Here is a 21,467-nt window from a genome sequence, read left to right as displayed (position 1 = left end):
GGTGTTGATGGGATACCGACCAACGGTCGGTACCCACCGGAAATCTGTACCGACCAACGGTCGGTACCCACTGGAATGCGGCCGCCGGGCATGGCCCGGCGCTACCGATTTACGGGCGCAGTTCGACGCCGATGGCCTCGGCCGCATCGCGGGCGATGGCGCGCGCTTTTTCAATCGTGTCCGCGCGCGCCAGAGTCACACCAACGCGGCGATGGCCATGCACGCTGGGCTTGCCGAACAGGCGCACGGCGGTGTCCGGCACCTGCAGCGCGGCGGCCACGTTGTTGAAGTACGGCACGCCCTCGCCATGTGCCAGCAGCGCGCACGAGGCCGACGCGCCACTCTGGCGGATCACCGGAATCGGCAGGCCGAGGATGGCCCGCGCATGCAGCGCGAACTCGCTGAGTTCCTGCGATACCAGCGTCACCAGGCCTGTGTCATGCGGACGCGGCGATACTTCGCTGAACCAGACCTCGTCGCCCTTAACGAACAGCTCGACACCGAACAGGCCCCAGCCACCGAGGTCGTCGGTGATCGCGCGCGAGATCTCCTCGGCACGCGCCAGTGCCTTGTCCGACATCGGCTGCGGCTGCCAGCTTTCGCGATAGTCGCCATCCTTCTGCAGGTGCCCGATCGGCGCGCAGAACGAGGTGCCACCGGCATGGCGCACGGTCAGCAGGGTGATCTCGTAATCGAAGTCGATGAAACCCTCGACGATGCAGCGGCCGGCACCGGCACGGCCGCCGGTCTGCGCGTACTCCCAGGCCGGGGCGATGTCCGCCTCGCTGCGCAGCGTGCTCTGGCCCTTGCCCGAGGACGACATCACCGGCTTGACCACGCACGGCAGGCCGATCGCAGCCACGGCGTCGCGGTACTCGGCCTCGGTATCGACAAAGCGGTACGGCGAGGTCGGCAGGCCCAGCGTCTCGGCGGCCAGGCGGCGGATGCCCTCACGGTCCATGGTCAGGCGCGCCGCACGCGCAGTCGGAATCACCCGCAGGCCCTGCTCCTGTTCCAGCTGCACCAGGGTCTCGGTATGGATCGCCTCGATCTCCGGCACCACCAGGTGCGGCTGCTCCTGCGCGATCAACTGGCGCAGGGCCATCGCATCCAGCATGTCGATCACGTGCGAGCGGTGTGCCACCTGCATGGCCGGGGCATCGGCGTAACGATCGGCGGCAATCACTTCCACGCCCAGCCGCTGCAGCTCGATGGCCACCTCCTTGCCAAGTTCGCCCGAGCCCAGCAGCAGCACGCGGGTGGCGGAGGGGGACAGCGGGGTTCCAAGCTTGGCCATGGCGGGGTTCCAGCAGCAATGTGAAGGCGGGTGGGCATTCTATCCGGTCCAGCCGCAGCCCTTGAGGAAGCCCAGCCGACGAACGGTAACCCGCATGTGATATCACTTTGATATCTTCATTTCGAACCCTCAAGGACGTACCGCCATGAAAGAGAAGTCGCTGTCCTCCCTCAACGGCCTCGGCGCGCTCGCCGGGTCCCTGGTCGTGGCCCTCGCCGGTGGCGCCCTGTTCGTGGCCGGGGTTGCGGCGAAGGCCAGCACCGGCTCGCCCAACGTGCTGCTGCTCCTGGCCGGACTGCTGATCGGCGCGCTGGCCCTGGTCGCACTGGCCGGCCTGTACACCGTGCAGCCCAACCAGGCGGCGGTGGTCAGCCTGTTCGGCAAGTACGTAGGCACCGTCAAGGACAACGGCCTGCGCTGGAACAATCCCTTCTTCAGCAAGCGCCGCGTGAGCCAGCGCGTGCGCAATTTCGAGAGCGGCAAGCTGAAGGTCAACGAGCTGGACGGCAGTCCGATCGAGATCGCCGCGGTGATCGTCTGGCAGGTGGTCGACGCCTCCGAAGCGGTCTACAACGTGGACGACTACGAGAGCTTCGTGCACATCCAGTCCGAATCGGCGCTGCGCGCGATGGCCACCAGCTACCCCTACGACCAGCACGAGGACGGCCAGCTGGCACTGCGCAGCCACGCCAGCGAGATCTCCCAGCACCTGAAGAACGAACTGGCCGAGCGCCTGGCCGATGCCGGCGTGCAGGTGATCGATGCGCGCATCAGCCACCTCGCCTACGCCGCTGAAATCGCCCAGGCAATGCTGCAGCGGCAGCAGGCCAATGCGGTCATCGCCGCTCGCACGCGCATCGTTGCCGGTGCGGTCGGCATGGTCGAGATGGCGCTGGCCGAACTGCAGAAGAACGGCGTGGTGCAGCTGGACGAGGAGCGCAAGGCGCACATGGTCAGCAACCTGTTGACCGTGCTGTGCTCGGACCGCGGCACGCAGCCGGTCGTCAACACCGGCTCGCTGTACTGAGCCACCCTCGCAACGGGGCGCCCCACCGCCCCGCCAGGAGTCTGCATGAGCGAGAAAAAAGCCTACCCGCTGCGCATCAACGCCGAGGTCCTGGCGGCCGCACAGCGCTGGGCGGACGATGAACTGCGCAGCCTCAACGCGCAGATCGAATACGTGCTGCGCGACGCACTGCGCAAGGCAGGACGCCTGCCGAAACCCAAGCCATCGCCGGAGGACAAGGAATGAGCAAGCGCTGGAGCTACCTGACCGTCGAGGTCAAGACCACCATGATGGGCCTGCAGAAAACCGACGACATCCAGGCCGAACTCAGCCGCCAGGGCCAGCTGGGCTGGGAACTGGTCAACATCATCATCCCGGCGCCGATGCGCCCGGCCCTGCTGGTCTTCAAGAAGGAGCTGTGACCATGAGCGCACGCCGTTCGTTGCTTGCTGTGGCCCTCGCCCTGTTGTCCGCCAGTGCAGCCGCGGGTGAACCGCAGCAGGTCGCAGCACGCCTGCTCGATCACCTGCAGGCCGGGCGGATCGCCGATGCCGAAGCCATGCTGACCCCGCAGATGGCCGCGGCCGTGCCTGCCGACAAGCTGCAGGGCCTGTGGCAATCACTGGGTGAACTGAAGCAGCGCGGGCCGGCGCACAGCAGCGAGCAGCAGGGCCTGCACCTGGTGGAAGTACCGCTGCAGTTCGCCAGTGGTGCGGTGATCGCGCAGGTGGCGGTGAACGCGCAGGACAAAGTAGCAGGTCTGCTGCTGCGCCCTGCCCCGGCCGCCAAGGCACCGCCGCCGCCGGCCGACGCGAACTACAGCGAAGCCGATTTCAGCGTGCCGCAGGCGCGCGGTGCGCTGCCCGGCACACTGGCCCTGCCCAAGGGCAAAGGGCCGTTCCCGGCCGTAGTGCTGGTGCACGGCTCCGGCCCGCAGGATCGCGACGAAACCATCGGTGGCAACCGCCCGTTCCTGGACATCGCGCGCGGCCTGGCCGCGCACGGCATCGCAGTGCTGCGCTACGACAAGCGCACCCATGCCCGCCCGCAGGATTTCCAGAGCGGCAGCTTCAACGTGGATGACGAGACCACCGACGACGCCGTTGCGGCACTGAGCGCGTTGGCGGCGGACCCACGCATCGACGGCAAGCGGATCTTCGTGCTCGGCCACAGCCAGGGCGGCATGCTCGCCCCGCGCATCGCCAGCCGCTGGCCACAGGCGCGCGGTGCGATCCTGTGGGCCGCACCGGCACGCACGTTGCTTGAACTGCTGCCCGAGCAGAACCGCTATCTGCTGTCGCTGGACGGCTCGATCAGTGCGCCTGAGCAGGCGTTCCTGGACAAGCTGGCGGCGCAGATCGCCGCCGCCCGCAGCGACACGCCTGCAGCCGCCAGCGAACTGCCACTGGGCGTGCCGCAGACGTTCTGGAAAAGCATCGAAGCAGTGAACGCACGTGGCGATGCGGTGGCGCTGAAAAAACCACTGCTGATGCTGCACGGCGGCCGCGACTTCCAGGTACCGCAAACGGATTGGGCACTGTGGAAAACAGCCTTGGCTGATCGCACGGACGTGCAATGGAAGGCCTACCCTGCCCTCAACCACATTGGCATCGCCGGCAGCGGCTCCAGTTCATTGAAGGAATATGCGCGGCCGGGCCACGTCGATGGGCAGCTGATCGATGACGTCGCGCATTGGGTGGAGTCGCAACGATGAGCGGCAGTGATGCACGTCCGTTCGACGTCGCCGAGAGCTCCTCGCTGCGAGTGCTGTGGGTGCTGCTGCCCCTGCTGGCGGTACTGGGCGTCGGCATCTGGTCGCAGCTGCACGACAGCCGCACCGACGCTCCCTGGATGGAGGTCACGCTGTCGCCCCCGTTTTTCCTGATGGGTGGCAGCGCGGCATGGAGCCTGGCGGTGATCGTGCTGATGGGCGTCGGCCTGGGCTGGGCGTTTTTCCGCCGCCGGGTGGAGCTGGCAGATAACGTACTGGACGTGCGTTCGACGCTGTACCGTCGCCGCACGCCGGTGGCCGACCTGCTGCTGGATCAGGCGGAGGTGGTCGACCTGGGCCGTGATCGCCGCTATGGCATCCGCTTCAAGACCAACGGCTACAGCATGCCCGGCTTCTACTCCGGACACTTCCGCCTGCAGGGCGGCGGCAAGGGCTTTGCCCTGGTCACCGACCGCGCACGCACACTGGTGATTCCGGTGCGCGGCGGCAGCACCCTGCTGCTCAGCCTGGAGCGCCCGCAGGCGCTGCTGGAGGCGCTGCGCAAGGTGGCCGCCACGGCGCCACGGCAGTAAGCTGGATCGATGCACCGCACCACTCCGCTGTTGATCAATACCGAGGCCGTTGAATTGTGGCCGGCCGCACTGCTGCGCGCGCGCAGCAATCTCGACGCCCGGCTGCTGGCGCGCGCGCAATGGGTACTGCGGCGCAAGCAGGATGGCCGCTACCTGGCGGCGGTACTGGCGCACGGCGTGCACTCGCTGGTGCCGCGTCTGCCGCGCGAACCGGGCGTGGAGGAAGCGCTGGCGTTGCTGGACGGCGCGCGGTCACGGCCGTTTGGCGCTGCACTGGACGAGCAGTGGCTGCCACTGGCCGGCCTGCAGCAGCGCCTGCAACAGTTGGGCCTGGATGCGCAGCGCTATGCGCAGGACAGTGGGCTGGCGCTGGAGGCCGAGCCCTGCCTGCTGCACTTCGCAGGACGTGACCGCTTCGCGCGCCCGCTGTGGCTGCGCCGCGGCGCAGCGCAGGGCTGGCGGCGGATGCGCCTGCACGCTGCGCGGGACGGCATTGCACTGGACGCGATCTCCGGCTTCCGCAGCCATGCGTATCAGCTCGGCATTTTCGAGCGCAAGCTGGCGCGCGGGCAGAGCGTGCCGCAGATCCTGCAGGTCAATGCCGCGCCCGGTTTCAGCGAACACCACAGTGGTCACGCGCTGGATATCGGCACACCGGGGGACGCGCCGGCAGAAGAGACCTTCGAGGCGACGGCCGCGTTTGCGTGGCTGCAGGCCAATGCGGGAACGCACAGGTTCCATCTGAGCTATCCGCGCGACAACCCGCATGGGATCGTCTACGAGCCGTGGCACTGGTGCTGGAAACCGGCCAACGGCTGAGCCCCTCGTGGCGAAGGCCTGGAGCAGTCCGTGCATGGCCGCGGGCGGGATGAACTTGCGGGGGCCGCCGTAAATCCATCCCTGGAGGCTTGGGCGCCGCATCCATGCGGCTTACACCCCCGCAAGCTCACCCCGCCCGCGTCCCGGAATTTTTCCGCGTGCGTTCACCACGGAATTGAACAAACAAAAAAAACAAAGGCGGGTCGCTGCGCTTGAAGCCGGGCATGGGCCGGCGCTACCGATGCGTGGGCGCTGCGGTCAGCGTCTCAACGCGTTGATAGCCAGCAGTACCCATCCGGCCATCAGCGTGGTGCCGCCTACCGGCGCCAGCCGCGTCGGCCACTGCCACAGCGCACCGCCCAGCAGGCTGCCGGAGAACAGCAGCACGCCCAGCAGCAACACATACAACGCCAGATGCGCGATCGCGCCCTGCGCGCGCGGGCCGAGAGCCACCAGTACCGCACCGTGGGCAAACGCGTACAACGCCGCCATGTTCAGGTGCTGCTGCGCCAGCGGATCGGACACGCCATGCGCGGCATAGGCGGACAGACCGATCGAGGCGGCCGCCAGCAGCGCCCCCAGGCAGGCCAGCAACGACGGTTTACGCGCGCGTCGTTCGGAATTGAACATGACAGCTCCTTGCGCAATGCCCGACACCGGGCTCGGGATGAAAAAAAACGCGCCGCAGGAAGCGGCGCGTTTTCGTGTCCAACACTACATGGGTCAGCCGAGGCTTACTTGACGGCCCAGTAGATGTCGTACGTCGCTTCCGGGGTGAACGACTTGTCCACGCCGTCCTTCCAGGTTTCGTACGGACGGTCGATGACTTCGTTGCCCGAGGTCACGGCCCAGGCGCGCAGGGCGCTGCGGGCAACGTCCAGACCTGCCATGTGGCCGGTGTAGGCCGCATGCGCCGAACGGTGCGGAGCAACGCGGACGTACTTGACCGGAGCGCCACCGTCGATCTTGACGGTCAGCTGTTCGGCCGGCACGCCTTCGGCACCCTTCTTCTTCACCGGCTGGGCGATGTCGAAGGCGTACTTCTCAGCACCGAAATCGGTGGTGATGATACGCAGCGGACCTGCGGCTTCCAGGCCATTGGCCTCGATCACGCGCTTGATCCACTCCTGGTTGTCCTTGATGGACTTGGTGATGGAGTCCTGGCCGCGGTCGACGTTGCCGGCGGTGACGACCAGCAGGTCCTCGGCCGGGACATCGACGATGCCCAGATCGGTCAGCGGCGCTTCGGAAGTGCGGTAGTCGACATTCGGCACGGTGGCCAGCATGTTCGCCATGCGCGACAGACCCATCTTGATGTCATCGCCGATCTGGCGGCTGACATACAGGCCTGCGTAGCGGCCGAACAGGTCGAAGCCGTACTTCACCGAGTAGTCCTGGGTGATCTTGACGTTGCGACCGCCCTTGCCGGTCGGCTCCAGGGTGAAGGTGGTGACCTTGTCGTGACCCTTGGAGGCATCGTCGACGGCGATCACAACACGCTTGTTCTCTTCGGCTTCGGTCACCTTCCAGGAACCGGTGCCCAGGTCCTTGGAGGTGAAGTCGAGAGTGGCACCGACGCCGGAGGCCGGGCCGGACAGCTTCAGTTCAACGGCGGGATCGCGCAGTACCAGCGGGTTCCAGTCCTTGAAGCGGCGCAGACTGCTGACCGTGTCGTACACGATCGTCATCTTGCGGTTGGTCTCGATGCTTTCGGTGATGTGACGCTCGCCCGGCAGACAGACGCCAATGATGACGAACAGGCCAGCCACGATCCCCAAGGCGATCAGGAACTCGATAATACGGGTCATTCAGAGAGTCTCCGGGGCCGATCCCACGGCCGGGTTGATTGAAGCGAAGCGCCAATCCTAGCAGGCTTCGCGGGCATTGGTTATCGGGATTGGCGCACCGGTTTCCGTGCCGGCGGCGCATTTGTATGCACAAAGAATTCGAAGGGTAACGCATCCGCGTACCCGGCAAGTAGGGGGCAAACAGGGGTCAACCCTGAATCCGGCCCCGGCCTGCATGCCAAGTCGTTGTCGCTAAAGGATTTTCCTCACACCAACTGGAGTTCAAACGCTTTCAGGACCGCACGCGTACGGTCGCGCACGCCCAGTTTGGAGAGGATGTTGGACACATGGTTCTTGATCGTGCCCTCGGCGACCCCCAGCGAATTGGCGATCTCCTTGTTGGAGAAACCGCTGGCCATCAGCCGCAGGATCTCGGTCTCACGGTCGGTCAGCGGGTCGGGACGGTCCAGGCTGACGAAGTCGTTGCGCATGTGCTCCAGCCCGGACAGCAGGCGCTGGGTCACCGCCGGCTGCACCAGCGAACCGCCATCGGCCACCGTGCGGATCGCCCCGACCAGCTGCGCCAGGGTCACATCCTTGAGCAGGTAGCCCTTGGCACCGGCCTTCAGCCCGGCCAGCACCAGCTGGTCATCGTCGAAGGTGGTCAGGATGATGGTCGGCGGCAGCTGTTCCTGCCGTGACAGCACCTGCAGCGCCTCCAGCCCGGACATCACCGGCATGCGCATGTCCATCAGGACCACGTCCGGACGGATCTGCGGGATCAGCTCGACCGCCTGGCGGCCATCGGCGGCCTCGGCCACCACTTCGATGCCGTCGTCGAGCGCCAGCAGCGAGCGGATCCCCTGCCGCACCAGGGTTTGGTCGTCGACCAGGCAGACGCGAATCATCAACGCACTCCTTCAGGAACCTGGGTAAGGGCCGCCAGCACCGTTGCCGGTACCGTCGCCCGCAGCCGGAAGCCTTCGCCGGGGCGGGTCTCCACCTGCAGCTGGCCTCCACATTGTTGCAGGCGTTCGCGCATGCCGCGCAAACCATTGCCCACATTGACCGTTTCCGCCCCGACACCGTCGTCGCGGGCCTCCACCACCACCAGGTCCGGGACCTCACGGTACACCCGCAGCCACAGGTGGCGGGCGCCGGCATGGCGCACCGTGTTGGTGATGATCTCCTGGGTGCAGCGCAGCAGCACGTGGGCCCGCTGCGGGTCTTCCACGTTCAGCGGCTCCTCGATCTCCAGCTGGATGTCCAGCGAAGGCACGTGCTCGGTCAGCGGACGCAGGGCAGCGGCCAGGTCGATGGCGCCGGTCTCGCGCAGCTGGCTGACCACCTCGCGCACGTTGCCCAGCAGCAGCTTGGCCAGGGCATGCGAGCGCTTCACGTGCTCCAGCGCCTGGCCCTCGGCCAGGTGGCCAGCCACTTCCAGGTTCAGGGTCAGCGCGGTCAGCTGATGGCCCAGCAGGTCATGCAGTTCGCGCGAAATGCGGGTGCGCTCGTTCACCCGTGCGCTTTCGGCCAGCAGCGCACGGGTGGCGCGCAGTTCGGCATTGAGCCGGCGCTGCTCCTCGCGCGCCTCGGCCTGACGGCGGGCCACCAGCGCGATCACGAACACGAAGCTGGAGAAGCCCATGTAACCGACGGCCTGCAGCACGGCGATGACCGGCGGGAAGCCCAGAGGCTGGATGTAGACCGGCAGCACGGCCAGGTTGCTGGCCACCAGCCACACCACGCCGATGCGCGGGCCCAGCAGCCAAGGCAGCAGGCCGGCCACCACCATCAGCAGGATGCTGCCCAGCGCGGTGCCGGAGAAATAGCTCACGCCGATCGCGCAGGCCGTCAGCAGGATCAGCGCGGCATGGTCGAAGAAGCCGGGCCGGCTTTCGCCCAGCGAGCGGGTCAGCACCCAGTACACGAAGCCGAAGGCCAGGTAGGCCGAGGCCCAGGGAATGATCCGGAAGCCGGCCTCGCCGTCCAGGCTCTCCAGCGTCAGCGACACCGGGTCGATCAGGTAGATCGCAAGCCAAAGGCCGACGGTGCCCCAGGTGAACAACCCGGAGTAGCGCAGCATCGCATTGTGGTTGAGTCGGGCCAGCATGGCCCATCGTAGCCTGTGCGCGTCAGGGCCCAAGGGCATAAAGTCATGTTCGGCGCGGTCCCCTGTTCATGCCGCAGCCCACCCCGGGCATGCAATAATCATGCTCAGGGTCCGTACATGGGACCAACCGCGTTACCCCACGGAGTCACAATGTCGATTGTCATCCGCGACGTGCGCGAGCACGAGCTCGATTCCGTCCTGGCTTTGAACAACAATGCTGGCCTGGCCATCCTTCCCCTGGATGCCGAGCGCCTGCGCCTGTTCTATGCAACCGCTGAGTATTTCCGCGTCGCCGAGCGCGACGGCAACCTGGCCGGCTTCCTGATCGGCTTCGGCAGCGACAGCCAGCACGACAGCAGCAATTTCGCCTGGTTCAAGCAACACCTGGACACCCCCTTCTTCTATATCGACCGCATCGTGGTCGCCAGCCGCCGCCGCGGTGGTGGTGTCGGCCGTGCGTTCTACGCCGATGCGCAGAGCTTCGCCGAGCTGCGCTACCCGCAGATGACCTGCGAAGTGTTTCTCGACCACGGCGCTGATGCCGCCCTGCTCTTCCACGGCAGCTTCGGCTTCCGCGAGCTGGGCCAGAACACCATGCCGCAGGTGGACGTGCGGGCCAGCATGCTGGCCAAGGAACTGTGCAGCTTCCCGTGGGTGAACGAAACCTACGGCGGCAAGCTGCCCGATGTGGCGTGGGCACGCGACCGGCAGCTGCCGGCGCAGGCACAGCGGTCGACGGGGACTTGAGCGTGGCGGTGAATTTCGATTACGAACAGGCCGGTGAACTGAAGATCGGCCAGGTGGGCATCGCCAACCTGCGCATCCGCACCCTCGATGTTGAACGCCTCGTGCAGGAAATGCAGGAGCGGGTGAGCCGTGCGCCGAAGCTGTTCGGCCGGGCGGCGGTGATCCTCGACTTCGGCGGCCTCAGCCAGGTGCCCGACGTAGCGACGGCACAGGCGCTGGTGGATGGCCTGCGCAGTGCCGGCGTACTGCCGGTGGCACTGGCCTATGGCACCAGCGCGGTCGACCTGCTGTCGCAGCAGCTCGGCCTGCCGCTGCTGGCCAAGTTCCGCGCCCAGTACGAGCGCGCCGAGGCAGAGCCTGCCCCGCCGCCGGCACCCGCACCGGAACCGCGGCGTGCCGCACGGGCCGAGGCGAAGGCCGCACCGGCAGCGGCTCCGGCCACGCCGATGGGCAAGGCGGCCGATGCCGCCGCGCCACAGCCGGGGCGCATGCAGCTGGGCAACGTGCGTTCGGGCCAGCAGCTGTATGCGGAAAACTGCGACCTGACCGTGATGGCCACCGTCGGCGCCGGCGCCGAGGTCATCGCCGATGGCAGCATCCATATCTACGGAACCCTGCGCGGCCGTGCGCTGGCAGGGGCCCAGGGCAACACCGCGGCACGCATTTTCTGCCGTGATTTCCATGCGGAACTGGTCGCCATTGCAGGCCATTACAAGGTGCTGGACGATGTACCGGAAACCCTGCGCGGCAAGGCCGTGCAGGTGTGGCTGGAACAGGACCAGATCAAGATCGCTGCGCTGGACTGACGCAGCACCTCAAACAGAATCATCAGGAGAAGTCCTTTGGCTGAAATCATCGTAGTCACCTCCGGCAAAGGCGGCGTCGGCAAGACCACTTCCAGCGCCAGCCTTGCCTGCGGCCTGGCAAAGCGTGGCAAGAAGGTGGCGGTGATCGACTTCGACGTCGGCCTGCGCAACCTCGACCTGATCATGGGCTGCGAACGCCGCGTGGTGTACGACTTCGTCAATGTCGTGCACGGCGAAGCCACCCTCAAGCAGGCCCTGATCAAGGACAAGCGCTTCGACAACCTGTTCGTGCTGGCTGCCTCGCAGACCCGCGACAAGGATGCGCTGACCCAGGAAGGCGTGGGCAAGGTCCTGAAGGACCTGGCCGCCGACGGCTTCGACTACATCATCTGCGACTCCCCGGCCGGCATCGAGAAGGGCGCCTTCCTGGCGATGTACTTCGCCGACCGCGCGGTGGTGGTGGTGAACCCGGAAGTGTCCTCGGTACGCGACTCGGACCGCATCATCGGCCTGCTCGACTCGAAGACCCACAAGGCCGAATCCGGCCAGGACGTGCCGGCCTTCCTGCTGCTGACCCGCTACACCCCGGTGCGCGTGGAAAGCGGCGAGATGCTCAGCATCGCCGACGTCGAGGAGGTCCTTGGCCTGAAGGCGATCGGCGTGATCCCCGAATCGGGCGACGTGCTCAATGCCTCCAACAAGGGCGAGCCGGTCATCCTGGACGGCGAATCCGCTGCCGGCCAGGCCTATGACGACGCCGTCGCACGCATCCTCGGCGAAGAACGCCCGATGCGCTTCACCAACGTCGAGAAGAAGGGCTTCTTCAGCAAGCTGTTCGGAGGGTAAGCATGGGCCTGTTTGATTTCCTCAAAGCGAAGAAGACCACCGCCGAAACCGCCAAGAACCGCCTGCAGATCATCATCGCGCAGGAGCGCAGCCACCGTGGCGGTCCCGACTACCTGCCACTGCTGCAGCGCGAGCTGCTGGAAGTGATCAAGAAGTACGTCAACATCGACGTCGATGCAGTGAAGGTGGACCTGGTCAAGGATGGCCAGCACGACGTGCTGGACATCTCCGTGGCGCTGCCTGAAGGCCCGGACAAACCCTGACCCCCTGCCCCGCCCGTGCCTGCATGGGCGGGGCTGCCTGACCCGCATGACTGATACCACGCCCGAACCGAACGTTACCCGCGTCGGCGACATCGCCTTCGCCGATGCACAGCGCCTGCTCGCTGCCCATGAGCTGCGCCTGCACCACGTTGCGGCCGGCGAACCGATCCCGGGCAGTTACTGGGGCGAGCCCGAGGCCGGCATCATCGCCAGCGACGTGTACGTGCGCGATGACACACCGGTGCATTCGATGCTGCATGAGGCCTGCCACCTGATCGTGCTGCCGCCGGAGCGGCGCGCGCAGGTGCATACCGACGCCACCGATTCGGTGCCGGAAGAAGACGCCACCTGCTACCTGCAGATCGTGCTGGCCGGGCACCTGCCGGGGGTTGGCAGTGCGCGGTTGATGGCCGACATGGATGCGTGGGGGTATACGTATCGGCTGGGGTCGACGAAGGCGTGGTTCGAGCAGGATGCGGAAGACGCAAAAGCGTGGTTGATCGAACGCGGTTTGCCGGTGGCGTGATCCCCCGTGAACCGGGGTCAGATCCCTTTTGCACAGCAAAAGGGATCTGACCCCATCGCCCCGACCGTTGAATGATCAACCCTGCCCTGCCAGCGCGCGCAGGGTGATGCCCACCACATATGCCAGATAGGTGCCGGTGGCATACCCCATCGTGCCCAGCAGCACGCCCACCGGCGCCAGCGCCGGATGGAACGCGGCGGCCACCACCGGCGCCGAGGCCGGACCACCGATGTTCGACTGCGAACCGATCGCGAAGTAGAAGAACGGCACCTTCAGCAGCTTGCCCAGGCACCACAGCAGCACGATGTGCACGCTGATCCAGATGATGCCGAGCAGGAACAGCCACGGGCGATCCAGCAGCGCCAGCAGATCCATCTGCATGCCGATACAGGCGATCAGGAAATACAGCAGCAGCGAGCCCAGTCGCGAGGCGCCCGCGCCTTCCAGGGTGCGTGCACGGGTGAAGCTCAGGCCCAGGCCGAGCGTGGTCGACAGCACCACCACCCACACGAATGGCGCATCCAGGCTGAACTGCGATGCCCAGCTGACATTGACCTTGAACCAGGCCGCCAGCGGCGCGCCGATGGCGTGGGCAAGACCAACGCCACCGAAGGCCACGGCCAGGATAAGCATCAGGTCGGTGAGGCTGGGAATGCGCTCGTGCTCGGCCTGGAAGCGCGCGATGCGCTCCTTCAGTTCATCGATGGCCGAGGTATCGGCGCCACTGCGCGCATCGATCTTCGCCGCGCGCCCGGCGAGGAAGATCAGCGCCGCCATCCACACGTAGCCAACCCCCACATCGACCACCGCGAACTGGCCGAAGGTGGTCGCATTGACGTCGAACACTTCGCGCATCGCCAGCATGTTGGCACCACCGCCGATCCAGCTGCCGGCCAGTGCGGCCATGCCGGCCCAGGTATCGCCGGCGACGGTATCGGGATGGATCGCACGCATCACCAGGAACGCCACGACCGCACCCAGCATGATGCTGGCCGAGGCGCCCAGGTACATCAGCACCAGCTTCGGCCCCAGCCGCAGGATGCCCTTGATGTCGACCGCCAGGGTCAACAGGATCAGCGCCGCCGGCAGCAGGATGTCACGCGCGACCGGGTTGTACAGCTTGGTGTTCTGCCCGTCGATCAGGCCGAACGTGTTGTAGATGCCCGGCAGCAGGTAACACAGCAGCAGCGCCGGCACGAAGGTATAGAAGCGCTTCCACAGGCCCTGCTCGCGCGAAGCGGTCCAGAACACGGCGCCGAGGGTGGCGGCGATCAGGCCGAAGACGACGATGTCGTTCTGGATCAGGGCAGTCGAAGGCATGCAGGCGCTCTTGTTCGGGGTCGGATCCCTTTCGCCATGCGAAAGGGCTCTGACCCCAGGGACGGTCGATGGCGGGGCCAGAGCCCTTCCGCCGTGCGGAAGGGATCCGATCCCTCGGCGCTACATCAGTTGCCGATGTGCTGCTTCAGCCAGGCGTTGACGGTGTCATGCCACAGGATGCTGTTGTTCGGCTTCAGCACCCAGTGGTTTTCATCCGGGAAGTACAGGAACTTCGACTCGATGCCCTGGCGCTGGGCAGCGGTGAACGCGGCCAGGCCCTGCTCGACCGGAATGCGGAAGTCCTGCTGGCCGTGGATCACCAGGATCGGCTTCTTCCAGTCAGCCACGTGGTTGACCGGATTGAACTTCTCATAGTTCGCCGCCTTCTGGTACGGGGTACCGCCCTGCTCCCACTCGGTGAACCACAGTTCTTCGGTGGCGTAACCCATCATGCGCTGGTCGAACACGCCATCATGGTTGACCAGGCACTTGAACGGGCTGTTCCAGTTGCCGGCGATCCAGTTGACCATGAAGCCGCCGTAGCTGGCGCCCAGCGCGCAGGCCTTGTCACCGTTGAGGAAGTCGTACTTCTTCAGCGCCGCGCTCCAGCCCTTCTGCAGGTCTTCCAGCGGACGGTCGCCCCAGTGCTGGCTGATCGCATCGGTGAAGGCCTGGCCGTAACCGGTGGAGCCATGGAAGTCGATCATCACCACGGCGTAGCCCTGGCCCGCATAGGTCTGCGGGTTCCAGCGGTAGCTCCAGCCATTGCCGAAGCTGCCCTGCGGGCCGCCGTGGATCAGGAACGCGACCGGGTACGACTTGCCTTCCTGGTAGTTGTGCGGCTTGACCACATAGCCATGCACGGTGTCGTTGTTCCAGCCCTTGAACTCGAACTGCTCGTAGTCACCGAAGGACACGTCCTTCAGCACCTCGCCAGCGGCGGGGGTCAGCGCGCGCAGCGCGCCAATCGGCTCACCAGCAGCAGGCAGCAGGCCGACCAGCACCTGGTCGTTGCTCTTCAGGCTGTTGCGGGTGATGGCCACGCTGTTGCCGGCCACGTCCACAGCAGTGACGCTGCCGTCGCCGATCAGCTTGGTGGCCTTGCCGCTGGCCACGTCGATCTGGAACAGCGGATGTTCGCCGAGGTCGTCGGCAGTGGTGTAGATGCTGCCGCCGTCGGCGGACAGGGTGATGCCACCGGCCGAACGGTCCCACTGCGGAGCGATCTCGCGCGTCTTGCCGCTGGCCAGGTCCATCGCCATCAGGCCGAAACGATCGGCTTCGAAGCCCGGGCGCTTCATCGCGCGGTAGAACAGGGTCTTGCCGTCGGCGCTGAACACCGGGCCGGCATCCCAGGCCGGGTTGGACGCGGTCAGGTTGACCGGCGCCTGCTTGCCGGCGGCATCGAAGCGGTACAGGTCGAAGTTGGTCGACCACGACTCCTGCTTGCCGGCCACGCGGATGCTGGCGACCACGCTGCTGCCATCCGGCGACCACGCGAAATCATCATTGCCACCGAACGGCTTGGACGGAGCATCGCCATCGATGGTCGCGCTCAGCGCCGAAGCGCCCTTGACCGCACCGGACTTGGCTGCCGGCAACGGGGCGACGAACAAGGTGTTTCGGCGGCCGTCGTTCCAGGTATCCCAGTGGCGCACGAACAGCGAATCGAAGACCTTGCCGCTGGCCTTGGCGCCTTCCATGTCCTTCAGCTTCTTTTCGGTGCAGGCCAGGTCCGAGGCGCAGGCCTGGAACACGCCGGCGCTGAACAGCACGCGGTCGTCCTGCGGCGACACGTGGTAGCTGTCCACGTCCACCGGGAAATCGGTCAGCTGGCGCGGGGCGCCGCCACTGATCGGCTGTGCGTACAGCTGCTGGCTGCCGTTCTTGGCGCTGAGGAAATACACGGTCTGGCCATCGGCCGACAGCGAGGCCGAGTTGACGTTCCAGCCGGCCGGGGTGATCTGCTTCGGCGGCGCCGCATCGCGGGTGCGCAGGTTGCGCGCGAACAGTGCGGTGCTGGCCTTGAGGTTGGCATCGGTGCTGCGCTTGGCGAACACCACGGTGCCGCCGTCAGCGGTCAGTACCGGCGCGGAGACGCGGTCCATGGCCACCATGTCGCGGATCTCCAGGCCACGGGCAGCGGCGACGCTGGGCAGGGCAGCCAGCAGGCTCAGTGGCAGCAGGGCATGACGCAGTTTCATCGGGGTCTCCGCAGGACGGCAAAAAACCGATGGTAGGCCTGCGCGGCCGGGCCTGCCAAGGCCATCGGTCATGGCCGGGGCCGAGCTGCCGCCAGAAAAAGCAAACCGCGCCGAAGCGCGGTTTGTCGGAGGTCGGGGTCGGATCCGATTCCATGGAAATCGGCTCTGACCCCAGACGCTGCCAGCATGGGGTCAGAGCCCTTCCCTGCGGGAAGGGATCCGACCCCCGTGGGCGTCATGCCACGGCGCGCTTGCCGGTGCGGTAGATCAACCAGCCGACCAGGAACAGCACGGCCAGGCCGATCCACTGCGCGGCCGGCAGGTGGAACGGCACGGCGAGCACGTCGGCGCGGCTGCTGACCACGATCGGCACGGCGATGGCGATACCCATCAGCGCCTCACCGGTGATCAGGCCGGCAGCGAACAGCACGCCCGGCTTGTGCACGCGGTCGCGGCCCTCTTCGTCATCGGCACGCACCTTGTGGAAGCGCTCGACGAGGTAGGAGATCAGGCCACCGAGGAAGATCGGCACCATCAGTTCCAGCGGCAGGTAGATGCCGATCGCCGCGGCCAGTACCGGCACGCGGAAGCGCGAGTTGCGCGACTTCAGCCAGCTGTCGAACGCGATGATGGCGGCACCGACCACGGCACCGATGCCGATGAAGGTCCACGGCAGCTCGCCGCCGAACAGGCCCTTGGCCACCGACGCCATCAGGTTCGCCTGCGGTGCGGCCAGCGCATTCGGATGCAGCTCCGACTTGACGCCGATGCCGTAGGCGGTGGCCAGCAGGTTCAGCACTGGGGCCATGATCAGCGCGCACGAGAACGCGCCGATGCCCAGCATCAGCTGCTGCTTCCACGGGGTGGCACCGACGATGTAGCCGGCCTTGAGGTCCTGCAGGTTGTCGCCACCTACGGCGGCGGCACAGCACACCACCGCGCCGATCATGATCGCGGCCACCGCGCCCAGCGGCGCACCGAAGGCACCGACCGGTTGCAGGCCATCCTTGCCCAGCAGCAGCACCAGCACTGCCGAAGCGAACAGGATGGTGGAGATGGTGATGCCCGAGACCGGGTTGTTGGACGAGCCGATCAGACCGGCCAGGTAGGCCGATACCGAAACGAACAGGAAGCCGGCGACGATCATGATGAGGGTCATCGGGATCGACACGTGCCACTGGCCGACGATGGCCTGGTACAGCGCCAGCAGCGGCAGGGTGAACACCACCAGGGCCACCAGCATCCACTTCATCGGCAGGTCGCGCTCGGTGTGCGCCAGTACCGGGCCACCGCTCTTGCGCGCGGCCGCAAAGCCGCTCTTGACGCCGTTGAGCAGCGACTTGCGCAGCGAGATCAGGGTCCAGATGCCACCGATCAGCATCGCGCCGACACCCAGGTAGCGCATCTTCGCGCCCCAGATGGCGAACGCCGCTTCGGTGGACGAGGCGGTGGCGATCGAGGCGGCCAGCGCCGGATCGGTGTTCATGAAGAACGCCTGGTAGATCGGAATGGCGATGTGCCAGGTCAGGATCGAGCCGGACACCACCACGATGCCGACGTTGAGGCCGACGATGTAGCCCACGCCCAGCAGCGCCGGCGACAGGTTGGTACCGATGAACGCGGTGATCTTGGAACTGCCGACATAGGCCGAGGTGGCCCAGGCATCGGGGATCAGGCGCATGCCGCTTTCCGCGGCCAGCTTCACGAAGGCACCGATCACCGCCGACAGGCCGAGGATCTTCAGGCCCGGGCCGGGGTTTTCACCGGCCTTGAGCACTTCGGCCGCCGCCTTGCCTTCCGGGAACGGAAGCGGGTCTTCGACGATCATCGAACGCCGCAGCGGCACCGAGAACAGCACGCCCAGCAGGCCACCGAGACCGGCGATGCCCAGCACCCACCAGTACTTGAAGTCCGGCCAGTAGCCCATGATCACCAGCGCGGGGATGGTGAAGATCACACCGGCGGCGATCGACGAACCGGCCGAGGCGCCGGTCTGCACGATGTTGTTCTCAAGGATGGAACCGCCACCCAGCAGGCGCAGCACGCCCATGGAGATGACCGCGGCGGGAATCGCGGTGGCGATGGTCAGGCCTGCGAACAGACCGAGGTAGGCGTTTGCGGCCGACAGCACCACCGCCAGCACGATGGCAAGGACCACCGCGCGGAAAGTGAGCTGCTTGGGCGCAGCGTCATGGTTCATGAAAGCCCCTGCTGGCAAAAAATCCCTTGCACGCTAGCGTTCAGGGGGCGGCAAGTCCAGCGTGCCAAAGGATGGGGGCCGAGCATGGAACAGGCACAGACCCGCAGCGGCACGGCCAGCGAGCCGATACGGCAAAGCCCGAGTGGGCATGCCACAAACGCTATGTTATAACTTTCCGTCGCCCCATACGCCCCCACCGCATGCCCTCCTCTGCCTCCCCCCGGCTGGCCTCCATCGACCAGCTGCGCGGCACCGTGATGCTGCTGATGCTGCTCGACCACGTCCGCGAGACGTTCTTCCTGCAGTACCAGGTGAGCGACCCGATGGACGCGGCGACCGTGTCCCCTGCCCTGTTCGCCTGCCGCCTGCTGGCGCACCTGTGCGCACCGGTGTTCGTGCTGCTGACCGGCCTGTCGGCGTGGCTGTATGGTCAACGCCAGGCCGACCCGCGCCGCGCCATCGCCGCCTTCCTGTTCAAGCGCGGCCTGTTCCTGGTGGTGCTGGAACTGACCCTGGTCAACTTCGCCTGGACCTTCCAGTTCCCGCCGGACACGGTGTACCTGCAGGTAATCTGGGCGATCGGCCTGAGCATGATCGCGCTGGCTGGCCTGCTGTGGCTGCCGCGGCCGCTGCTGGCGATGCTGGCGGTGGCGCTGGTGGTTGGCCACAACCTGCTGGATGGCGTACGCGTGCAGGGCGACGGCGCCCTGGCGGTGCTGTGGAAGGTGCTGCACCAGCGTGACTGGATCGAGGCGGGGCCGTTGAGCCTGCGTACCTCCTACCCGGTGCTGCCGTGGATCGGGGTGATCGCGCTGGGCTACCTGATGGCGCCGTGGTTCGCTGCCAGCAGCGATCCGGAACAGCGCCGACAGCGATTGCTGTGGGCCGGGCTGGGCGCGCTGGCCGCCTTCGCCCTGCTGCGCTTCGCCAACGACTATGGCGACGCGCCCTGGCAGTACCAGCAGACCACGCTGCGCACGTGGATGAGCGTGTTCAACATCACCAAGTACCCGCCCTCGCTGCAGTTCCTGCTGCTGACCCTTGGCGCGGGCCTGCTGCTGTTGCGGCTGTACGAGTGGCCGCCGCTGGCGCGTGCGCTGCGGCCGCTGGCCGATATCGGTGCAGCGCCGATGTTCTTCTACCTGCTGCACCTGTACGTGCTGAAGCTGCTGTACCTGGCCGCGCTGAAGGCCTGGGGCCCGACCCACGGTTGCCTGTATGCACTGGACTCGGTGGCCGGCCTGCTGCTGGTGGCCTGCGCGCTGGCGGTGGTGCTGTATCCACCGACGCGGGCGTTCGCGCGGTTCAAGGCCCGGCGACGCGACCTGGCCTGGTTGCGGTATCTGTAGGCCATGTACCGGGGCGGCCATCCACGCATGGCGTGGATCTACTGAAAGCGGGCACGCGCCTATAATTCCGCGATGAATTCCACTGCTATCGCTTCCGACGACTTCCTGGGCCATCCCAAGGGCGTCTACGTCTGCTTCTTCACCGAAATGTGGGAGCGCTTCTCCTTCTACGGCATGAAGGCGCTGCTGCTGCTGTATCTCACCAAATACCACCTGTTCGGCGACAAGGCCGGGTTGGACCTGCTCGGTGCCTACGGCGGCCTGGTGTACTGCATCCCGGTGTTCGGCGGCATGCTGGCCGACCGCTGGCTGGGCATGCGCCGGGCGGTGCTGTTCGGCGGCATCCTGCTGGTGCTCGGCCACCTGGGCATGGCCTTCGAAGGCCACGCGGCGTACCGGGTCAATGGTGAAGTGGTGCGCGACACCTCGGCACTGGCCGTGACCTACCTGTCGCTGGCGCTGATCATCATGGGCGTCGGCTTCCTCAAGCCGAACATCTCCACCATCGTCGGCAAGCTCTACCCACAGGACGATCCGCGCCGCGATTCGGGCTTCTCGCTGTTCTATGCCGGCATCAACCTGGGCGCCCTGTTCTCCTCGCTGGTGTGCGGTTTCCTCGGCGAGGTCTACGGCTGGAAGTATGGTTTCGGTGCTGCCGGCGTCGGCATGATCGCCGGCCTGGCGATGTTCCTGTGGGGCCAGAAGTACCTGCAGGGCCACGCCGAACCGCCGCAGCCGGCCACGTTGAAGCAGAAGGTGCTGGGCCTGCCGCGCGAATGGCTGATCTACCTGTGCGCGGTGATCGGCGTGCTGCCGGTGGCCTGGCTGATGTGGGCGGCCGGCAACGGTGCCTTCGCGCTTGGCGGTGAAATCAGCCTGGCGCTGATGCTGATGCTGGTGGTGCTGGGCGGCGTGCTGGTCTGGTTCGCGTGGTTCACCGGCACGAAGTGCACGCCGGTGCAGCGCCAGCAGATGATCGCGCTGATGGTGCTGATCTTCATGGCGCTGGTGTTCTTCACGATGTACGAGCAGTCGTACGGCTCGTGGGTGACCTTTACTGATCGCCTGCTGACCAAGGACATCGTGCCGGCGCTGGTGATCCGCGAAGGCTCGCCGCTGCCGTGGTCGATCGTGTCGCTGCTGCTGGCGCCGCTGGGCTTCGTGGTCAGCGCGCGCTTGTCCGAACGCCGTCCTGGTTCGGCCGCGCCGCGTACGTTCTTCATCGGCATCGTTGCGCTGATGCTGGTGCTGCTGGTGCGTGACTGCCTGGTGATTCCGCAGACCGCCGGTTCGCTGACCTATCTGGGCGGCCTGTTCCTGGTGTTGCTGGCGCCAGCCTTCGCTGCGCTGTGGACGTGGATGGACCGCCGCGGCTGGGAACCGGGCAAGCCGGTGAAATCAGCCTGGGGCCTGGTGATCGGTGCGTTGTCGTTCGTGCCGCTGGCGCTGGCCGCGCAGCACGTCGGTGCCACCGGCGAGATGGCCAGCGTGTGGTGGCTGGTACTGGCCTACTTCCTGCTGGCCAGCGGCGAGATGTGCCTGTCGCCGGTGGGCCTGTCGGCGGTGACCCAGCTGGCGGTACCGCGGGTGATGAGCCTGATGATGGGCACCTGGTTCCTGGCGACAGCCTTCTCGGAAACGCTGGCCGCGCTGTTCGGCAAGCTGGCGGCGATCGACGTGCCCGAAGGCGAGACGCTGGACATGGCCGCGGCCGCCGGCGCCTATGCGCACCTGTTCTGGCTGCTGATGTGGATCGGCCTGGGCTGCGCGTTGCTGGCCTTCATCGCTGCGCCGCTGTTGAAGCGGATGATGCACGGGGTGAAGTAACAGCCATCGGCAGGTCGCAGCGGCGGTAACCATGATGGTTGCCGCCGCGTCTG

At 66.5% G+C, this 21,467-nt stretch carries 21 protein-coding genes; 13 read left to right on the top strand and 8 right to left on the bottom strand.

The window, feature by feature from the left end; translation table 11 throughout:
* Positions 1-109: 109 nt before the first annotated feature.
* Entirely contained in the window at positions 110-1,297 is a 1,188-nt protein-coding gene (gene purT / locus CR919_RS06950) for a formate-dependent phosphoribosylglycinamide formyltransferase (RefSeq protein ID WP_099819376.1), read from the bottom strand.
* Positions 1,298-1,442: 145 nt separating this feature from the next.
* Here purT and CR919_RS06945 point away from each other — a divergent pair, with 145 nt between their 5' ends.
* Genes CR919_RS06945 through CR919_RS06925 form a run of 6 tightly spaced genes read left to right on the top strand, consistent with a single transcriptional unit; the run spans position 1,443 to position 5,426 of the window.
* A complete protein-coding gene (locus CR919_RS06945; RefSeq protein ID WP_099819375.1) occupies positions 1,443-2,324 on the top strand; it encodes an SPFH domain-containing protein in 882 nt (293 codons plus the stop codon).
* A gap of 45 nt (positions 2,325-2,369) precedes the next feature.
* The gene (locus CR919_RS06940; RefSeq protein ID WP_005412615.1) at positions 2,370-2,549 is read left to right on the top strand and encodes a hypothetical protein; all 180 of its coding nucleotides are present in this window, start codon (positions 2,370-2,372) and stop codon (positions 2,547-2,549) included.
* Positions 2,546-2,725, top strand: coding sequence for a DUF4177 domain-containing protein (locus tag CR919_RS06935; RefSeq protein WP_099819374.1), 180 nt, complete (start codon positions 2,546-2,548; stop codon positions 2,723-2,725). Before CR919_RS06940 ends, CR919_RS06935 begins: the two co-directional genes overlap by 4 nt.
* Positions 2,726-2,727: 2 nt before the next feature.
* Entirely contained in the window at positions 2,728-4,017 is a 1,290-nt protein-coding gene (locus tag CR919_RS06930) for an alpha/beta fold hydrolase (protein WP_099819373.1), read from the top strand.
* Complete coding sequence (locus CR919_RS21270; protein WP_180163931.1) at positions 4,014-4,607, top strand: PH domain-containing protein; 594 nt, start codon at positions 4,014-4,016, stop codon at positions 4,605-4,607. The genes CR919_RS06930 and CR919_RS21270 overlap by 4 nt, the downstream gene beginning before the upstream one ends.
* Positions 4,608-4,616: 9 nt before the next feature.
* On the top strand, positions 4,617-5,426 hold the full coding sequence (locus CR919_RS06925) for a M15 family metallopeptidase (protein WP_207761015.1): 810 nt from the start codon (positions 4,617-4,619) through the stop codon (positions 5,424-5,426).
* Positions 5,427-5,684: 258 nt separating this feature from the next.
* Here CR919_RS06925 and CR919_RS06920 read toward each other — a convergent pair whose 3' ends face one another.
* The 4 genes from CR919_RS06920 to CR919_RS06905 form a co-directional block, all read right to left on the bottom strand.
* Positions 5,685-6,056, bottom strand: coding sequence for a DUF423 domain-containing protein (locus tag CR919_RS06920; protein WP_099819372.1), 372 nt, complete (start codon positions 6,054-6,056; stop codon positions 5,685-5,687).
* A 104-nt stretch (positions 6,057-6,160) separates the two neighbouring features.
* Positions 6,161-7,234 (bottom strand): SRPBCC family protein, encoded by a 1,074-nt coding sequence (locus CR919_RS06915; RefSeq protein WP_099819371.1) that lies wholly within the window; start codon positions 7,232-7,234, stop codon positions 6,161-6,163.
* Between the two features lie 245 nt (positions 7,235-7,479).
* Positions 7,480-8,121, bottom strand: a complete 642-nt coding sequence (locus CR919_RS06910; protein WP_025873873.1) for a response regulator transcription factor — start codon at positions 8,119-8,121, stop codon at positions 7,480-7,482.
* Positions 8,121-9,326, bottom strand: a complete 1,206-nt coding sequence (locus CR919_RS06905; RefSeq protein WP_099819370.1) for a sensor histidine kinase — start codon at positions 9,324-9,326, stop codon at positions 8,121-8,123. Before CR919_RS06905 ends, CR919_RS06910 begins: the two co-directional genes overlap by 1 nt.
* Positions 9,327-9,476: 150 nt before the next feature.
* Here CR919_RS06905 and CR919_RS06900 point away from each other — a divergent pair, with 150 nt between their 5' ends.
* Genes CR919_RS06900 through CR919_RS06880 form a run of 5 tightly spaced genes read left to right on the top strand, consistent with a single transcriptional unit; the run spans position 9,477 to position 12,514 of the window.
* Positions 9,477-10,073 (top strand): GNAT family N-acetyltransferase, encoded by a 597-nt coding sequence (locus CR919_RS06900; protein ID WP_025873875.1) that lies wholly within the window; start codon positions 9,477-9,479, stop codon positions 10,071-10,073.
* 2 nt (positions 10,074-10,075) lie between these two features.
* Positions 10,076-10,879, top strand: coding sequence for a septum site-determining protein MinC (gene minC / locus CR919_RS06895; protein WP_099819369.1), 804 nt, complete (start codon positions 10,076-10,078; stop codon positions 10,877-10,879).
* A gap of 36 nt (positions 10,880-10,915) precedes the next feature.
* A complete protein-coding gene (minD, locus tag CR919_RS06890; RefSeq protein WP_099819368.1) occupies positions 10,916-11,725 on the top strand; it encodes a septum site-determining protein MinD in 810 nt (269 codons plus the stop codon).
* Between the two features lie 2 nt (positions 11,726-11,727).
* Complete coding sequence (gene minE, locus CR919_RS06885) at positions 11,728-11,988, top strand: cell division topological specificity factor MinE (protein WP_005408532.1); 261 nt, start codon at positions 11,728-11,730, stop codon at positions 11,986-11,988.
* Positions 11,989-12,034: 46 nt separating this feature from the next.
* Positions 12,035-12,514 carry a hypothetical protein gene (locus CR919_RS06880; RefSeq protein ID WP_099819367.1) on the top strand — a complete coding sequence of 160 codons (480 nt, stop codon included), beginning with the start codon at positions 12,035-12,037 and terminating at the stop codon, positions 12,512-12,514.
* 75 nt (positions 12,515-12,589) lie between these two features.
* Here CR919_RS06880 and CR919_RS06875 read toward each other — a convergent pair whose 3' ends face one another.
* The 3 genes from CR919_RS06875 to CR919_RS06865 all read right to left on the bottom strand — a co-directional run bounded on the left by CR919_RS06875 (position 12,590) and on the right by CR919_RS06865 (position 18,238).
* Positions 12,590-13,834, bottom strand: coding sequence for a DUF819 family protein (locus CR919_RS06875; RefSeq protein ID WP_099819366.1), 1,245 nt, complete (start codon positions 13,832-13,834; stop codon positions 12,590-12,592).
* Positions 13,835-13,959: 125 nt separating this feature from the next.
* Entirely contained in the window at positions 13,960-16,038 is a 2,079-nt protein-coding gene (locus CR919_RS06870; protein ID WP_099819365.1) for a S9 family peptidase, read from the bottom strand.
* A gap of 235 nt (positions 16,039-16,273) precedes the next feature.
* Positions 16,274-18,238, bottom strand: a complete 1,965-nt coding sequence (locus CR919_RS06865; protein ID WP_089239520.1) for an oligopeptide transporter, OPT family — start codon at positions 18,236-18,238, stop codon at positions 16,274-16,276.
* A 200-nt stretch (positions 18,239-18,438) separates the two neighbouring features.
* On the opposite strand from CR919_RS06865, the gene CR919_RS06860 reads away from it, so the two are divergent.
* Both CR919_RS06860 and CR919_RS06855 read left to right on the top strand, forming a co-directional pair.
* Positions 18,439-19,587, top strand: a complete 1,149-nt coding sequence (locus CR919_RS06860) for a heparan-alpha-glucosaminide N-acetyltransferase domain-containing protein (RefSeq protein ID WP_099819364.1) — start codon at positions 18,439-18,441, stop codon at positions 19,585-19,587.
* 72 nt (positions 19,588-19,659) lie between these two features.
* Complete coding sequence (locus CR919_RS06855; protein WP_099819363.1) at positions 19,660-21,414, top strand: oligopeptide:H+ symporter; 1,755 nt, start codon at positions 19,660-19,662, stop codon at positions 21,412-21,414.
* Positions 21,415-21,467: the final 53 nt, after the last annotated feature.

It is taken from the genome of Stenotrophomonas sp. LMG 10879 (genome assembly GCF_002750935.1).
GTDB lineage: Bacteria > Pseudomonadota > Gammaproteobacteria > Xanthomonadales > Xanthomonadaceae > Stenotrophomonas > Stenotrophomonas lactitubi_B.
Note: the sequence above shows the minus strand (reverse complement) of the source record. Positions and strands in the feature narration are given on the sequence as shown.

Excerpts from the sequence above, each read along its gene's own strand:
- purT (WP_099819376.1), bottom strand. The coding sequence starts at position 1,297 with ATGGCCAAGCTTGGAACCCCGCTGTCCCCCTCCGCCACCCGCGTGCTG.
- CR919_RS06945 (WP_099819375.1), top strand. The coding sequence starts at position 1,443 with ATGAAAGAGAAGTCGCTGTCCTCCCTCAACGGCCTCGGCGCGCTCGCC.
- CR919_RS06940 (WP_005412615.1), top strand. The coding sequence starts at position 2,370 with ATGAGCGAGAAAAAAGCCTACCCGCTGCGCATCAACGCCGAGGTCCTG.
- CR919_RS06935 (WP_099819374.1), top strand. The coding sequence starts at position 2,546 with ATGAGCAAGCGCTGGAGCTACCTGACCGTCGAGGTCAAGACCACCATG.
- CR919_RS06930 (WP_099819373.1), top strand. The coding sequence starts at position 2,728 with ATGAGCGCACGCCGTTCGTTGCTTGCTGTGGCCCTCGCCCTGTTGTCC.
- CR919_RS21270 (WP_180163931.1), top strand. The coding sequence starts at position 4,014 with ATGAGCGGCAGTGATGCACGTCCGTTCGACGTCGCCGAGAGCTCCTCG.
- CR919_RS06925 (WP_207761015.1), top strand. The coding sequence starts at position 4,617 with ATGCACCGCACCACTCCGCTGTTGATCAATACCGAGGCCGTTGAATTG.
- CR919_RS06920 (WP_099819372.1), bottom strand. The coding sequence starts at position 6,056 with ATGTTCAATTCCGAACGACGCGCGCGTAAACCGTCGTTGCTGGCCTGC.
- CR919_RS06915 (WP_099819371.1), bottom strand. The coding sequence starts at position 7,234 with ATGACCCGTATTATCGAGTTCCTGATCGCCTTGGGGATCGTGGCTGGC.
- CR919_RS06910 (WP_025873873.1), bottom strand. The coding sequence starts at position 8,121 with ATGATTCGCGTCTGCCTGGTCGACGACCAAACCCTGGTGCGGCAGGGG.
- CR919_RS06905 (WP_099819370.1), bottom strand. The coding sequence starts at position 9,326 with ATGCTGGCCCGACTCAACCACAATGCGATGCTGCGCTACTCCGGGTTG.
- CR919_RS06900 (WP_025873875.1), top strand. The coding sequence starts at position 9,477 with ATGTCGATTGTCATCCGCGACGTGCGCGAGCACGAGCTCGATTCCGTC.
- minE (WP_005408532.1), top strand. The coding sequence starts at position 11,728 with ATGGGCCTGTTTGATTTCCTCAAAGCGAAGAAGACCACCGCCGAAACC.
- CR919_RS06880 (WP_099819367.1), top strand. The coding sequence starts at position 12,035 with ATGACTGATACCACGCCCGAACCGAACGTTACCCGCGTCGGCGACATC.
- CR919_RS06875 (WP_099819366.1), bottom strand. The coding sequence starts at position 13,834 with ATGCCTTCGACTGCCCTGATCCAGAACGACATCGTCGTCTTCGGCCTG.
- CR919_RS06870 (WP_099819365.1), bottom strand. The coding sequence starts at position 16,038 with ATGAAACTGCGTCATGCCCTGCTGCCACTGAGCCTGCTGGCTGCCCTG.
- CR919_RS06865 (WP_089239520.1), bottom strand. The coding sequence starts at position 18,238 with ATGAACCATGACGCTGCGCCCAAGCAGCTCACTTTCCGCGCGGTGGTC.
- CR919_RS06860 (WP_099819364.1), top strand. The coding sequence starts at position 18,439 with ATGCCCTCCTCTGCCTCCCCCCGGCTGGCCTCCATCGACCAGCTGCGC.
- CR919_RS06855 (WP_099819363.1), top strand. The coding sequence starts at position 19,660 with ATGAATTCCACTGCTATCGCTTCCGACGACTTCCTGGGCCATCCCAAG.